At 69.9% G+C, this 15,066-nt stretch carries 9 protein-coding genes; all 9 read right to left on the bottom strand.

The annotated features are described in order from the left end of the window. Positions 1–118: 118 nt before the first annotated feature. Positions 119–1,078 carry a helix-turn-helix transcriptional regulator gene (locus F6B43_RS01225; RefSeq protein WP_150447134.1) on the bottom strand — a complete coding sequence of 320 codons (960 nt, stop codon included), beginning with the start codon at positions 1,076–1,078 and terminating at the stop codon, positions 119–121. A gap of 167 nt (positions 1,079–1,245) precedes the next feature. Next, the gene (locus tag F6B43_RS01220) at positions 1,246–2,769 is read right to left on the bottom strand and encodes a multicopper oxidase family protein (protein WP_150447133.1); all 1,524 of its coding nucleotides are present in this window, start codon (positions 2,767–2,769) and stop codon (positions 1,246–1,248) included. Beyond that, positions 2,766–3,785, bottom strand: coding sequence for a DMT family transporter (locus F6B43_RS01215; protein WP_150447132.1), 1,020 nt, complete (start codon positions 3,783–3,785; stop codon positions 2,766–2,768). Before F6B43_RS01215 ends, F6B43_RS01220 begins: the two co-directional genes overlap by 4 nt. Then, positions 3,782–4,066, bottom strand: a complete 285-nt coding sequence (locus F6B43_RS01210) for a DUF2933 domain-containing protein (RefSeq protein WP_033107642.1) — start codon at positions 4,064–4,066, stop codon at positions 3,782–3,784. The genes F6B43_RS01215 and F6B43_RS01210 overlap by 4 nt, the downstream gene beginning before the upstream one ends. After that, positions 4,056–5,114 carry a type II glyceraldehyde-3-phosphate dehydrogenase gene (locus tag F6B43_RS01205; RefSeq protein ID WP_033107657.1) on the bottom strand — a complete coding sequence of 353 codons (1,059 nt, stop codon included), beginning with the start codon at positions 5,112–5,114 and terminating at the stop codon, positions 4,056–4,058. Before F6B43_RS01205 ends, F6B43_RS01210 begins: the two co-directional genes overlap by 11 nt. A 38-nt stretch (positions 5,115–5,152) precedes the next feature. Then, positions 5,153–6,799: an ABC1 kinase family protein gene (locus F6B43_RS01200; RefSeq protein WP_150447131.1), complete on the bottom strand. Its 1,647-nt coding sequence runs from the start codon at positions 6,797–6,799 to the stop codon at positions 5,153–5,155. Beyond that, the gene (locus F6B43_RS01195) at positions 6,799–10,005 is read right to left on the bottom strand and encodes an HAD-IA family hydrolase (RefSeq protein WP_150447130.1); all 3,207 of its coding nucleotides are present in this window, start codon (positions 10,003–10,005) and stop codon (positions 6,799–6,801) included. Before F6B43_RS01195 ends, F6B43_RS01200 begins: the two co-directional genes overlap by 1 nt. Positions 10,006–10,024: 19 nt before the next feature. Continuing rightward, the gene (locus tag F6B43_RS01190; protein ID WP_150447129.1) at positions 10,025–12,571 is read right to left on the bottom strand and encodes a heavy metal translocating P-type ATPase; all 2,547 of its coding nucleotides are present in this window, start codon (positions 12,569–12,571) and stop codon (positions 10,025–10,027) included. Next, positions 12,568–15,021, bottom strand: a complete 2,454-nt coding sequence (locus F6B43_RS01185) for a phosphoketolase family protein (protein ID WP_150447128.1) — start codon at positions 15,019–15,021, stop codon at positions 12,568–12,570. The genes F6B43_RS01190 and F6B43_RS01185 overlap by 4 nt, the downstream gene beginning before the upstream one ends. Positions 15,022–15,066 lie beyond the last annotated feature (45 nt).

Here is a 15,066-nt window from a genome sequence, read left to right as displayed (position 1 = left end):
ATGAGGTGCGCGAGGTTCACCACGCAGCAGGCAGACGGACGAGCAGCGAGTACGCCCGTCAGGCGCAGCGGTGGACCTGACGTATCAACCCGGCCTACCGGGAGGGCGCGGAGATCGTCTAGGAAAGCCGCCGAATGTGCGCGTCGCGGCGCGAATCACGCGACACCGCACGAGTTACGGGCTCAAGGACCGGAGTGAGGGCGCACACACCACGGCACGACTCGCACGGCATGGCGCCGGTGCAAGAAGGGTGCGGATGCCGCCGGTACTGCGTGGGGGTGATTCCGAAGCGCTTGCGGAACCATACTGCCGCAACTCGCGCGTCGTTCCATCCGACTTGCCGGGATGCATCGGCGATCGGCAGGTCGGTTTCCTCGATCAGTCGCGTGAACTCCGTCAGGCGGGTCTCGATGAGGAACCGCATGGGGGCGACACCGACCTGCTGGGTGAAAACGCGTGTGAGATGGGCGCGGGAGACGGCCACCTCCGCGGCGAGCCTGCCGACCGTCCACGGCTCGGTCATGCGCGAGCGCAGCAGGACGACCGAGCGGCGCACGGGGCGAGCGATTGGCGGCTGCGCGAGCCGGCCGCGCACCGGGAGGACGAACCTCTCGGGCACGGCGCCGTCGTCGGCGAGCAGCGTCGGTAGGGCAATCTCGACGGCGCGGGAGAACAGAGAGATCAGTCGGGTGGTCGCGACCTCCGGTGGCGCGGTCTCGTTCACGAGGCTGATCTGGCGCCACAGCGGTTCGATGCGGTGCAGGATGTCCACGCCAGGCTGCAGCACGAGTGCCGAGCCGTCCCAGGCGTCAGGATGCACGCCCGGACGGACGCGCGTGGTGTCGGCGAGCACCCATCGCATGTGGGAGCGGAGGAAGGACTCGTCGAAGTAGAGCGTCCATAGCCGCACAGTCGGGTCTGGGCGCACTGAGCACCACATGCCGGCCCCGAGAGCCATCGCGTAGCCCGGTGTCAACTCGTGGATGCCTGTGGCTGTCTCAATGTGTGCGGCGCCCTCGAGGACGTGGACGATCTTGGCGTGCCCAAACACGGCGCGGTGGATGCGTTCGGCGCGCACGCTCTCCACCGCCGACAACGGCGGACCGGCCGGCCGGCCAATAACGTAGCCGCGGCCGGTATCGTCACGATCCCGCAGGGGTGGGACCGCATCCCGTCCGATCAATGGCGCCGTCACGCGTTCATCGACACGACCAGTTCCGTGGCCTCCGGAAGGTTGCGCCGTGGTCACGCCCGATAGCCGATGACAGTGGTCATGCCGGTTTCGGCGTGGTAGATGTTGTGGCAGTGGGCGACCCAGAGACCTGGGTTGTCAGCGTCGAAGTCGACGGTGAGGGTCTGCTTGGGCAGGATGATCGACGTGTCTTTCCGCGGGCCGCCACCTTCATGCTGGTAGGTGTGACCGTGTAGATGGAATGGGTGCCACATCTCGGTGTCATTAGTGATCGTGAACCGGACGCGTTCGCCTTCGCGGATCTCGTGCGCGCCGTCGAGGGGCTGATTCATATCGAACCGTCGCCCGTCGATGCCCCAGTCGTATTCGGCCATACCTCCGGTGAGAGTGATCGCCACGGTCCGATCAGGCTGCCGTGAGGACAGCGCAACGCTGCTATCTGACGTCAGCAGCTGTGCGGTCCCGATCCGGCTGCTAGTGAGCTCCGGGATGCTCACATCGGCCGTCGGTGCTGCCGCGGCGCTGCCGGTGCGGATGACGGCGAAACCGCGATCGCGTTTGCCCTCGGCCTGAGCGATGAGGGGGAACGCGCCGTCATCCAGGGTAATGATCGCGTCGTAGCGTTCGCCCATGCCGATGAGGATGCTGTCGACTTCGACCGGTTCCACGGGGAATCCGTCGGTATTGGTGATGGTGAGCGTGTGACCGCCGATGGCGAGGCGGAACGCGGTGTCGCTGCCGGCGTTGATGATCCGCAGCCGCACCTTCTCGCCGGCCCGCCCGGTGAACTGGGTCGGGTCGGCGGGGGGCTTCCCGTTGACGAGGTAGAGGGGATAGTAGACGTCGCCGGCGTCGCCGCCGAGCAGGTCGGAGGTGGCGCCCATGAGGGTGTTGCCCATCCGCATGAACATGTCGCCCATCCCGCCCATGTCGCCCATCCCGGCGGACAGCTCGTCAAGGACGTCGTCGGGGGTGGCGGTGACGCCGTCGAGCCAGTCGTCGAGGATGATGACCCACTCGTCCTCGTACCCGCCGGGCTCGGCGGGGTCCTCGACGATCAGCGCCCCGTACAGGCCACGGTCCAGCTGCACCCCGACGTGGGGGTGGAACCAGTAGGTGCCGGGATCGGGCGCGATGAACTCGTAGTCGAAACTGGCCCCGGCCTTGATGGGCTGCTGGGTGACCGGCGGGACGCCGTCCATGTCGTTGCGCAGCGCGAGCCCGTGCCAGTGCACGGAGGTGTCCGCCTCGAGCTGGTTCCGGACGGTGGCCTTCAGAGTGTCTCCGGCGCCGAGACGGATCACGGGCGCCGGAAGAGACCCGAACGCCCAGGTCGGCGCGGTCGCCCCGGCTAGGTCCAGCACGGTCGGGGCGGCGGTGAGGGTCGCGGTGGTGACCTTCCCGGTGCCGCCGCGGCGCCGCTCGGCGCCTTGGACCTGGGCGCCGTCGGGCTGCACCCAGTTCGCCGCCGGCGCGCAGGATGCCAGCGCGACCGTCGCGACGGCGCCAATGCTGACGCCGAGGAACCCTCGCCGAGTTAGGAGGAAGCGGGGGCGTGGGGCGGGCGACGGGTTCATCGTTGTTTCCTTTCCGGCCGGGAGCGCGGGCCGTGGTTTTCGTCAGGGAGGCCGTCCGGGTCGGACGTCGCATGATCGGCGGAGGCTCGTGGGGCACGATTGCCGGTTGCCGTGACGGCCGAGGGCTCTGAGCGCCTGGATCCGATGGCGAGCAACGCCATTGCGATCAGCACGATCACGGTCCCGATCCAGCCCCACAGGCCCGGGTCCTCGCGCAGGATCAGCAGCGACAGCAGGATCCCGAAGACCGGCACGAGCAGCGTCCACGCGGCGAGGAGGTCGAGCCGGGCACGTCCGATCTCGGTGAACCAGGCGACCGTGGTGGCGGCGGTGCCGACCAGTGATAGGGACAGCAGGGTGAGGATGAACCGGATGTTCCAGTCGATCGTGGGCGGCCCTTCTGTGACGGCTGCGGTGCCGGCGAGGATCGCACCTCCGATGAGCAGCTGAGCTGCCGCCACGACTCGGACGTCTGCGTGCACGATCCGGCCGATGAGGGTGCCGGCGGTGATCGCGGCGGCGGAGGTCAGTGAGAGCCACGCTCCGGTGCCGAGCCCGGAGGGAAGGACGATGATGAGTAGGCCGGTGAAGCCCAGGCCGATCGCGGCGATCGCGGCGGGGGTGGGACGCTCGCGGTAGAGCCACCACGCGGGCAGCAGGATCAGGATTGGCTGCGCGTTGGCGAGCACCGAGGCGATCCCGGTCGACAGTCCGGTCGCGGCGACGAACATCGTCGCGAATGCCAAGGCGATGTTCACCAGTCCGAGGCAGCCGATCAGTGCCCATGTCTTCGGGTCGCGGGGAAGAGGTGCCCGCTGGATGCCGGCGACGGTTGCGAGCGCGACCCCGGCGATGAGGGCTCTCAGTGCCGCGAGCCACAGCGGCGGGGCGTCTTGCAGGCCGACGGTGATCGCGACGAAGCACGACCCCCAGGCGAGCGTGACCCACAGCATCCGCAGCGGTCGGGGGTGCCCGTGCCGGCTGGCGTCCGCGAGGGGGCGGACGACGGTGTTCACGACGACTCTCGCGTGTCGGTCCCGCTGTCGCCCCCGTGGCGTCGATGATTCGAGTCGTGGGCGCCGGTGTGGTGGCGGTGGCCGAACAGGTGCATGGCGGCCATGCCGATGATCGCGACGTAGGGCAGCACTGCGACGACGTGGGGAAGGTGGTCGATGAACAGGTAGATCGCGATCCCGAGCACGGAGATCCCGATGATCAGCCACGCCGTCACAGGCATCCGTCGCCGCGGGTCGCCTTCGCCGGGATGGTCGGCGGGCGGTTGGTGGTCACCGGTCATGGTCGGGCTCCTCCGCCGGTGTGAGGAAGTCCTGGCGCATGCCGAGGCTCTCGTCGGTGAGGCGGATCGAGGTCGCGGCGTCGGGGACGGTGCCCGTCAGCGCGCGGATCGCGTCGATCGTCTCGGGCACGACGATGGCCTCGTTGTAGACCTGGTAGGCGAGGTAGGCCTCGCTGCCGTTCACGGTGACCAGGTCCTCCCACACGGCGACCTCCCACATGTCTCCCCGGGGGCGGCCGAGATCGCGCATCAGCTCGACGGTGGAGTTGAGGGCGACCAGGCCGTCGGACATCCGGATGAACGCGATGCGGGGCGCGGCGCGCAGGGCGTCCAGCACCTCGTCGCGGGTCGCCTCCCGGGTCAGTTGCAGCGTCCAGTAGTGGCTGTGGGTCTGCGTGTGGGCGCCTTTGGCGGCGATGGTGACGACATCGAGTCCGGGGAGCACGGTCTGTGCGTCGGGGCCCTGATGAGAGGGGATGGTCGGTTCTGGGACCATCGTGTTCATGATCCCGCCGAGGTGCGATTCCCACGGGTCGGTGGCGCGGCGGATGAGCACCCCGCGGGCGCGCAGCAGGAGTCCGGCCGCATCCAGCGCGCCGAGGATCCGCACGATGCTGGTGGTGTTGCAGGAGACCACCCGGGTGCTGTCCCTGCCGATGGCGCTGGCGTAGTTGGCTTGGGCGACGAAGGAGTGGCCGGTGGTGGAGTGGGACTCGCCCCCTTGGAGCACTGCCTTGACGCCGAGGGCGCGGTAGCGCTCCAGGTTTCCCGCTGCCACATGCTTGGGGGTGGTGTCGACGACGACGTCGCACTGCGCGAGAAGGTCGTCGAGCACTCCCTGTGCGGGCACGTCGGCGCCCCGCATGGCCTGCTGCGCCTCGATGGTGGAGGCGAACACGGGCAGGCGGTTCGCTGCGGACTTGATCCGCCAGTCAGTGGCGATGTCCGCGACGCCGACCAGGTCCATGTCCGACTGCAGCAGGACCGCGTCGGCGACGCGCTTGCCGATGACGCCGTAGCCGTTGACGCCGACTCGAATGGTGTTCATGTGCGTGCCTTTCTGATGAGGGATGGGAGCCGCGGCGGTCATCGCCGTAGCCGCGTGGTCCAGAGCAGGTAGCCGCCGAGTGCGGTGACCACGCTCGCGCCGGCGCCGATCATGACGCCTTCCCGCGAGCGCCATCTCGTGTTCCCGCTGACGAGTTCGCCGATGCCGTTGATCAGGGCGGCGGTGATCATGCCGGCGATCAGGCGATTGCCGATCCGTTCAGCCCGTCCCACGAGCGGTTCCAGTTCGGCCGCGCGCAGGTGCACCTCGAGGCCGCCGTTCTCCAGCACCCGCCGGAGCTGCTTGAGTGTTCCGGGCAGCTCGAGCAGCAGTGCTCCGGCATCCGCGGATGCCTGTGCCCAGCGTTTCGCCAGGGCGGGGAGGGAGAACTGTCGCTGCACGATCCGCTCCGAGAAGGGGGTGAGCGCCTGCAGCATCTCGAACTCAGGGTCGAGCCGTGCCGCCAGTGCCTCGCCCATCATCAGGACCTTGAACAGCAGAGCGGTCTGCTGCGGCAGCTGGAGGTGGTGGTGTCGCAGCAGGGCGAGCAGCTCTCCGAGCAGGTGGCTGAGGTTAATGTCGGACAGGGGGCGTCCGAGATACCGCGACACGAAGACGTCCAGGGAGCGGCCGAGCTCGCCGCGGTCGGAGGTGTTCTTGGTGATCGAGAGCGCGAGCAGGGCGGTGGCGAGCGCGTTGGAGTCTCCGCGGGTGAAGGCGAGCAGCACGTCGGAGAGCTGCTCGGTGACCTCTTCGTCGAGTTGGCCGACCATGCCGAAGTCGATGAGGGCGATGGATCCGTCGGTTTGGATGAACAGGTTGCCCGGGTGCGGGTCGGCGTGGAAGAAGCGGTTCTCGAACACCATGGTGAGGATGAGGTCTGCGCCTCGCCTGGCCAGCTGGTTCCGGTCGATGCCGGCCGCGTCCAGGGCGGGCGGGTCGTCGACTCGGATGCCGTGCATCCGTTCCAGGGTCAGCACGCGTGACGTGGTCGTCTCCCAGAACACCTGAGGGACGGCGACGTCGGGTGAGTCGGCGAAGTCGGCGGCGAACCGCTCCGCGTTCCGGCCCTCCTGCAGATAGTCGAGCTCGGCGCGCAGCGTGCGGGAGAACTCCTCGACGATGCCCGGCAGGTTGTACTGGCGGGCGGCATCCCACCGCTTGTCGGCGCGCTCGGCGAGGTTCTGCAGGATCTCCAGGTCTTCGTGGATCTGGGCGACCGCGCCGGGTCGGCGGACCTTCACGACGACCTGGGTGCCGTCGTGAAGGGTCGCGGCGTATGCCTGCCCGATCGACGCGGCGGCCAGCGGTTGCGGGTCGAACTGTGCGAAGAGCTGTTCGGGGTCCGCGCCGAGCTCCTCGCGGATCACCGCCTTCATCGGCTCCCAGGCCTCGGGCGGCGCGGCGTCCTGAAGCTTGACCAACTCGGCGAGGTAAGCGGCGGGCAGCAGGTCGTTGCGGGTGGACAGCAGCTGGCCGAGTTTGATGAAGGTCGGTCCGAGCTCCTCGAGGGCGAGTCGGAGGTGTTCCGGACTGGTGTAGGGCTCGTCCCGGCGCGCATGCCCGAGAACGCCTTTGTTGAAGGGAATCCACTTCTCCAGTCCGAGCAGCCCCAGGCCGAGCCCGAGTCCGTGGTGCTCGAGGATGGTGGCGATGCGCCGATACCGGCTCCGATGCGTGCTCATCAGTCGAGGCCTCCTTCGCGGTTGGTCGCGTCGCGGGCCGAGGTGCCCGGGCCGATCGCGAACGTCTTGGTCTGTCCGGCCGAGAGCGGCACGGCGACCGCGCCGACGCGCACGTGGATCGCGGGTGCTGAGCCGGCGTGCACGCGAAGCTCCAGGCTGCGGTCACGGAGCATCACGTCGACGAGGTGGCCGCGGTATCGGATCTGGAACCCGACCCGGGTGAGGTTCGGCGGCAGTCGGGGGGCGAAGACGAGCTCGTCGTCACCGAGGGCCATGCCGGCGAAGGAGCGGACGGGCAGGTCGATGGTGCCGGCCATCGCGCCGAGGTGGATCCCTTCGCGGGTGGTGCCGCCCTGGGAGTCGTCGAGATCGGCGATCAGCGCCTCGCGGAACGCGATCCAGGAGCGGGACGGGTCGATGCCGGCCAGGACGGAGGCGTTCACGACTCGGCTGAGCGTCGACCCGTTGGCGGTGCGGGCGAGGTAGTACTCGACCGTGCGGGTCAGGTCCTGCTCGGAGAACGGGTAGCCGAGCGTGGCGAGCTGCGCCCGGAGCCCGTCGTGACCGAGCAGGTAGACCAGCATGACGACGTCGGGCTGCTTGGCGAGCTTGTACCGGTTGGTGCTGTCGTTCTCGGACTCGAGGATGAGATCGAGCCGGCCGATGTTCCCGTACTCCTCGCGGTAGTGGTCCCAGTCCAGCTCCTGCAGGCTCTCGTAGCCGTCGAACTGGGTGAGGATGCCGTCGCGGTGGAACCCCACCGCCAGTCGTGTGCTGAGCCGGGCCCATCCCGCGATCTCCTCGTCGGTGACGCGGAGCCGGTCGCGGAGGCCCTCGCCGCGGTGCCCGTGGAGCAGGGCGAGTGTCCGGGCCGCTCGCGTGGCGACCCACGAGACGAGGACGTTGGTGTACGTGTTGTCGCGCAGGCCGCTGCCGGGAGCGTCCGGGGCGCCGTCGTGGAACTCGTCGGGTCCCATCACCCCGGCGATGTGGAAGCGGTCGGTGGCAGTGTCGTGCTCGGCGAGCGAGGCGAACAGGCGGGTGACCTCGATGATGAGCTCGCCGCCGCGTTCGGCGAGCCACTCGAGGTCGCCGGTGGCCTGGTAGTGCTGCCAGGCGTTGTAGGCGATGGCGAGGCCGACGTGGCGTTGACGGTGGGAGTTGTCCGGCATCCACCGACCGGAGCGCGGGTTGTAGAGCGCCTCGGGCGTCTCCTCGCGACCGTCGCTGCCGCTCTGCCAGGGGAAGAGGGCTCCGCGGAGTCCGGCGGCGGTCGCCGCGGCGCGGGCGGCGTCCAGTCGCCGCCAGCGGTAGTCGATCAGCGCCCGGCTGATCTCGGGCGTGCGCAGAGCGATCACGGGCAGGACGAACACCTCGTCCCAGAAGACGTGCCCCCGATACCCCTCGCCGTGCAGGCCGCGGGCGGGCACCCCGGCGTCGAGCTCGACGGTGTGCGGCGAGAGGGTCTGGAGCAGGTGGAAGACGTGCAGGTTCAGGATGAGTCGGCTGTGCGTGTCGGCGTCCAGGGTGACCGCGAAGCGTTCCCAGAGTCGCCGCCACGCCGCCGCGTGGCGTTCCCGCAGCGCCTCGACGTCGCCACCGCGTTCGGTGAGCAGGGTCAGGGCGGCACCACCCGGCTCGCTGATGGCCCGATCGTGGGAGGTGTAGATCGCGGCCGTCTTGGTGAGGGTGACCGGTCGACCCTGCTCCAGAGGGATGCGCAGCTCCCGGGTGGGCTGCGATGGCGTGTCGATGCGGTGATCGGTCGCGCTGTCGGTTCCGGTGAGGGTCGTGCGGACGGCGGTGGCGATGTGGACCCGGCTCTGTCGGGTCCGCACCTCGCAGAGGGTGGTGTCGCCGACGTGGCGGAACGTCGGCTGCGTGAGGTGGGTGGCGTCCGATCCGAGGTACGCGGCCACGTTGCTGTTGCGCACGCCGGCGTCGATCCCGGCGCGAAGGGTGACCGTGCCGCTCCAGTCGGGGGCGGTGAGCGTGGTTTCCAGCACGGCAAGGTGAGGTTCGTCCAGGGAGGTGAACGTCGTCTGCACGAAGTCGAGTCGATCCCCGTTCGGAGCGGTGAGGACCGCGCGGCGGACGACCAGGCCGCGGCGCAGGTCGAGCTCGCGTCGTTCGCTGTGCGCGACGACCTGGCCGGTGGACAGCCACGGCCCGCCTCCGATGCGGAGGTCCACCGGAAGCCAGTTGGGCGTGTTGACGAGATGCTCCTCCTCGAGCTCGCGCCCGTGGATGGTGCTCGCCAGTCGGTTGTACACGCCGGCGAGGTAGGTGCCGGGATAGTGGATGCCGTCGTCGTGGTGCTCGGGCCGGGCGCCACGGGTGGCCAGGTAGCCGTTCCCCAGCGCGGTGAGCGCCTCCCGGTGCCCTTCGTGCGCGGGGTCGAAGCCGTCGTAGACCAGCTGCCACGGATCCGTGGTGGAGACGCCCAGGTCGAGCTCGGCGACATCGGCCAGGACGAGGTCGGCGCCCGCGGCCTCGAGCTGCTCCCGCGCTCCGGCGCGGTCGATGCCGACGACGAAGCCGAAGCCTCCGCGCCTCGCGGCCGCTACGCCGGCGACCGAGTCCTCGACGACCGCGGTGCGGGCCGCGGCGACACCCAGTCGCCGGGCCGCCTCCACGAACATGGCGGGATCCGGCTTGCCTTTCAGGTGATGCGTGAGCGCGATCCGGCCGTCCACCACGGTGTCGAAGCAGCCGGCCAGTCCTGCGGCGGCGAGCATCTGCTGCGCGTTCCGGCTCGCGGTGACCAGCCCGACCGGCACGGCCGCGTCCCGCAGGCGATGCAGCAGCGCCGCGGTGCCCGGATAGACGCGCAGCCCACGGGTGCCCAGCTCCGCCAGGAACAGCTCGTTCTTGCGCGCCGCGAGCCCCGCGATCGTCCACGCCGTTGGTGGGTCGTCGGGATCTCCGGCGTCCAGGGCGATCCCACGGGTCGTCAGGTACGCCGATACCCCGTCCTCGCGGGTTCGCCCGTCCACATAGCGGCGGTAGTCGGCGACCGGGTCGAAGGTCGTCTCGGGGTCGTCCACCTGCACACGCGGGTCTCGCAGCACCTCGTCGAACAGCTGCTTCCACGCGGCGGCATGGATCGCGGCGGTGTTCGTGACCACGCCGTCCATGTCGAACAGCACCGCGTCGTAGACGGCATCGAGGTGGTGAGTCCCGTGCTCTGCCGACCGCGGAGTCATCGCGGCGCCTCGCGTCCGGTCATGAGGCGCCGCCGGGCGTCGACGCCGGGGCGAGGCTGCTCGCCTCTGCCGGGGCCGCGGGGGCCTGCTGGGCGGGCAGCCGGAGCCGCTTGAGCAGGAGCGCGTTGACGGCGACGATCACGCTGGAGCCGGACATGCTGATGGCGGCGATCTCGGGGGTGAGCATGATCCCGAACGCGGGGTAGAACACGCCGGCGGCGATGGGCAGCGCGATGGCGTTGTAGCCGATGGCCCAGCCGAGGTTCTGCCGCATCTTCCGCAGCGTGCCCTTCCCGATCTTCAGCGCGATCGCGACATCGAGCGGGTCGGAGCGCATCAGGACGACGTCTGCGGTCTCGATGGCGACGTCGGTGCCGGCGCCGATCGCGATGCCGAGGTCCGCCTGGGCGAGGGCGGGGGCGTCGTTGACGCCGTCGCCGACCATCGCGACCTTCTTGCCGGATGCCTGGAGCTCGGCGATCTTGGCGGACTTGTCCTCGGGGAGCACGTCGGCGATCACGGTGTCGATGCCCAGCAGCGAGGCGATGCGCTCGGCGGTGGGCTTGTTGTCGCCGGTGAGCATCGCCACCTCGATGCCCTGCTCGTGGAGTGCGTCGATCGCGGCTTTCGCGGTGTCGCGGGGGGCGTCGGCGAGGGCGATCACGCCGGCGATCTGCCCGTCGACGGCGAACATGATCGCGGTGCGGCCGCCGTCTGCGAGGGCCTGCTGCTGCGAGACGACCGGGCCGGTGTCGATGCCCTGCGCGGCCATCAGCCGGGCGTTGCCGAGCACCACCTGCTTTCCGTCGACGGTGGCGATCGCGCCCTGCCCGGTGACGTTGCGGAACGCGGACGCGGTGCGACGCGGGATGTTCCGGCTCTCGGCGTATGTGACGATCGCCTTGGCCAGCGGGTGCTCCGACTCCCGCTCGAGCGCCGCGGCGAGGGCGAGTAGCTCGAGGTCGTCCATGCCGATGGGGATGTAGTCGGTGACCTCGGGCTCGCCCTTGGTGAGAGTGCCGGTCTTGTCCAGCACGACGGTGTCGATATGCGCGGCGGTCTCGATGCCGGTGGCGTTCTTGAACAGGACACCACGCTTGGCGCCCAGGCCGGTGCCGACCATGATCGCGGTCGGGGTGGCGAGCCCGAGGGCGTCGGGGCAGGTGATAACGACGACGGTGATCGCGAACAGGATCGCCATCGGCACATCCGCCCCGGCGAGGAACCACACCAGGAAGGTCAGAGTGCCTCCGACGAGGGCGAGCAGGACGAGCCAGAACGCGGCCCGGTCGGCGAGACGCTGCCCAGGGGCCTTGGAGTTCTGCGCCTCCTGCACCAGCTTCACGATCTGCGCCAGCGCCGTGTCGGCGCCAACCTTCGTGGCGCGCACCCGGAGGGTGCCGACGGTATTCACGGTCGCGCCGATCACCTCCGAGCCGGGCGCCTTCTCGACCGGCATGGACTCGCCAGTGACCATCGACTCGTCGATCTCGGACTCGCCGTCCTCGACGACGCCGTCGGTGGGGACCTTCGCGCCGGGGCGGATGAGCATGAGGTCCCCGGGGACGACCTCGGAGGTGGGGATTTCGACCTCCTCGCCGTCGCGGAGGACGACCGCGCGGGCGGGAGCGAGCTCCAGCAGCCGTCGGATGGCGTCGTTCGCGCCGCCCCTGGCGCGCATCTCGACCCAGTGGCCGAGGAGCACGAAGGTGGCCAGCACGGTCGCCGCCTCGTAGAAGACCTCGCCGCCGCCGGTGAGGGTGATGATCAGGCTGTAGATCCAGCCGGCGCCGACGCCGACCGCGACCAGCACCATCATGTCGAGGGTGCGGGCCCGCAGGGCTCGGTAGGCGCCGTCGAAGAAGATCCAGGCCGAGTAGAAGATCACCGGCAGCGACACGATCAGCATGAACACGTCGTCGCGCAGCCCGAACGGGGCCGGCACTTCGAAGCCGATCACCTCCCGGCCGATCGGGGACCAGAGGGTGATCGGGATCGACAGGATCAACGCGACCAGGAACCGGTTGCGCATGTCCCGGATCATCGCGTCCATCGACATGCCGCCGTGATGCCCGCCGTGGCCCATCACATCCTGCGCGCTGCGGCCGGCCGGCTGAGCCCCGTGATCGTGTCCGCCCTCGGTGGCCGGAGCGTGACCGGCATGCGCGCCGGCGTCCATGGCGGAGTGGTCCGCGTGGTCCGCTGCCGGGTGCGGGTGCGGGTGCTCGTGCCCCGCCGGGGTGTCATGACCGGTGGAGACCGCGCGTCCCTCGTGCTCGGCGTGGTCGTGGTGGTCGGCGTGCTCGTGAGGTTCGTGGGCGGGGTCGCAGATGTGGTCCGGGACGGACTGCCCGGCGCAGTGGTAGCCGCATTCGATCACCCACTTCTGCAGGTGCGCGACCGAGGTGGTCTGCGGGTCGTAGGTGACGGTCGCGGTCTGGGAGACCGGGTTCGCGTCGACGGACAGGACGCCCGGCTGGCGGGCGAGGTGGGCTTCGGTGACGTTCTTGGAGGTCGCGCGGATCATGCCGCTGACCTGCAGGGTCACGGTCTTGGTGTCGGTCATCGGATTTCCTTCGCGGTGGAGGGGCGGTTCAGGTCGGTGTCGGGGTGGGGCCAGCGCCAGTCGGCGACGGCGGGGATGTCGGTGCCGTGCTCGCGGGTGTGGGCGCGGGCGCGCAGGCGGGCGTCGACGAGTTCCTGCCGCAGCTGCGCGTGTGTCGCAGCAAGGCCCGGGACGTGGTCGAGGACGTCGATCGCGAGCCGGTAGCGGTCGAGGTCGTTGAGCATGACCATGTCGAACGGGGTCGTGGTGGTGCCCTTCTCCACGAAGCCGTGCACGTGCAGGTTCTGGTGCCCGGCGCGCTTGTAGGCGAGCCGGTGGATCAGCCACGGGTAGCCGTGGTACGCGAAGATCACCGGCTTGTCGGGGGTGAAGATCGCGTCGAACTCCCCGTCCGGCAGCCCGTGCGGATGCTGGTCCTCGGACTGCAGACGGGTCAGGTCGACCACGTTCACGACCCGCACGGACAGGCCCGGGATGTGCTCGCGCAGCAGCGCGGCCGCGGCGAGGACCTCCAGGGTGGGCACGTCGCCGGCGGCGGCGAGCACCACGTCCGGCTCGCTCCCCTCCGTCTCGGTGCCCGCCCACGGCAGGATGCCGAGACCCCGGGTGCAGTGCTCGATCGCCTCATCCATCGTCAGCCACTGCGGGGCGGGCTGCTTTCCGGCGACGACGACATTGATGTATCCGGTGGAACGCAGGCAGTGATCGTACGTGGACAGGAGCGTGTTCGCGTCGAAGGGGAGGTAGACCCGCACGACGTCGGGGCTCTTGTTCAGAGCGAGGTCGATGAACCCGGGATCCTGGTGGCTGAACCCGTTGTGGTCCTGCCGCCAGACGTGGCTGGAGAGCAGGTAGTTGAAGCTCGGCACCGGTTCCCGCCAGGGCACCTCGCGGGCCGCTTCGAGCCATTTGGCGTGCTGGTTGAACATCGAGTCGACGATGTGGGTGAACGCCTCGTAGCAGTTGAACAGACCGTGCCGGCCGGTCAGGACGTACCCTTCCAGCCACCCCTGGCACTGGTGCTCGCTGAGCACTTCCATGACCCGCCCGGTCGGGGCCAGATGCTCGTCCACCGGCAGCACGGTCGCGTTCCACTGCTTGCCGGTGGCCTCGAACACGGGCGGGGCGAGCCGGTTGGAGGCGGTCTCGTCGGGGCCGAAGATGCGGAAGTTGTCCGGGTTGTGCCGGATCACGTCGGCGAGCCATTCGCCGAGCACCCGGGTCGCCTCCCCGGTTTCCGCGCCTCGCGCCTCGGGGTCGACCGGGTGGGCGTGGTCCCGGAAATCGCCCAGGCGCAGCGGGACGGTCAGCTGCCCGCCGTTCGCGACCGGGCTCGCGCTCATCCGCCGCACTCCCGCCGGGGCGACCGCGACCGTGGCGGGGAACGGGGCGCCGTCGGCGTCGAAGAGCTCGTCGGGCCGGTAGGAGGCCAGCCAGTCCTGGAGGATCTGCAGGTGCTCGGGGGTGTCGCGGACCTCGGCGAGCGGCACCTGGTGGGACCGCCAGGTGCCCTCCACGGGGAGCCCGTCGATCACCGGCGGGCAGGTCCAGCCTTTCGGGCTGCGCAGCACGATCGCTGGCCACGCAGGCCGGCCCTCCAGGGTGCCGGCCGCCGCGGCGGTCTTGATGTCCGCGATCCGGTCCAGCACCTCGTCCAGCACGCCGGCGAACCGGGCGTGGGACTCCCGCGGGTCCTCGCCGTCGAAGCCGACGGTGACCACGAACGGCTCGTGGCCGTAGCCGCGCAGCAGCGCGACCAGCTCGTCCTCGGGGATGCGGGACAGCACCGTCGGGTTGGCGATCTTGTACCCGTTCAGGTGCAGGATCGGCAGCACCACCCCGTCCGCGGCGGGGTTGAGGAACTTGTTGCCGTGCCACGCGGTCGCCAACGGCCCGGTCTCCGCCTCCCCGTCGCCGATCACACAGGCGACCAGCAGATCCGGGTTGTCGAACGCGGCGCCATAGGCGTGGACAAGGGAATAGCCGAGCTCGCCGCCCTCGTTGATCGACCCCGGCGTGTCCGGGGACGCGTGCGAGGGGATGCCGCCGGGAAAGGAGAACTGCCGGAACAGCGCCCGCAGTCCCTCCTCGGTGCGGTCGATCCGCGGGTACAGCTCCGTGTACGTGCCGTCCAGGTAGGCGTTGGCGACCATGCCCGGCCCGCCGTGCCCCGGCCCGGTCACGTACAGGGTGTTCAGGTCCCGATCGGTGATCGCCCGGTTGAGGTGGGCGTACAGGAAGTTCAGGCCCGGGGTGGTGCCCCAGTGCCCCAGCAGCCGCGGCTTGATGTGCTCCGCGGTGAGCGGGTCGCGCAGCAGCGGGTTGTCGAGCAGGTAGATCTGCCCGATGCTCAGGTAGTTCGCCGCCCGCCACCACGCATCCACCTCCTCCAGTCGGTCCAGGGTGACGTCGGTGGTGCGGTGGGCCCAACGGGCCGCTGCGGTGCTCATGGTAGGACTCCTCGCGGTTCGCGGCCGAGGCCGCCGAATGTGGTC

Source organism: Microbacterium rhizomatis (genome assembly GCF_008710745.1).
Lineage (GTDB): Bacteria > Actinomycetota > Actinomycetes > Actinomycetales > Microbacteriaceae > Microbacterium > Microbacterium rhizomatis.
Note: the sequence above shows the minus strand (reverse complement) of the source record. Positions and strands in the feature narration are given on the sequence as shown.

Bases quoted from the DNA above. Each gene is read 5' to 3' on its own strand.
- F6B43_RS01200 (WP_150447131.1), bottom strand. From the start codon at position 6,799: ATGAGCACGCATCGGAGCCGGTATCGGCGCATCGCCACCATCCTCGAG.
- F6B43_RS01190 (WP_150447129.1), bottom strand. From the start codon at position 12,571: ATGACCGACACCAAGACCGTGACCCTGCAGGTCAGCGGCATGATCCGC.
- F6B43_RS01205 (WP_033107657.1), bottom strand. From the start codon at position 5,114: ATGAACACCATTCGAGTCGGCGTCAACGGCTACGGCGTCATCGGCAAG.
- F6B43_RS01210 (WP_033107642.1), bottom strand. From the start codon at position 4,066: ATGACCGGTGACCACCAACCGCCCGCCGACCATCCCGGCGAAGGCGAC.
- F6B43_RS01220 (WP_150447133.1), bottom strand. From the start codon at position 2,769: ATGAACCCGTCGCCCGCCCCACGCCCCCGCTTCCTCCTAACTCGGCGA.
- F6B43_RS01195 (WP_150447130.1), bottom strand. From the start codon at position 10,005: ATGACTCCGCGGTCGGCAGAGCACGGGACTCACCACCTCGATGCCGTC.
- F6B43_RS01185 (WP_150447128.1), bottom strand. From the start codon at position 15,021: ATGAGCACCGCAGCGGCCCGTTGGGCCCACCGCACCACCGACGTCACC.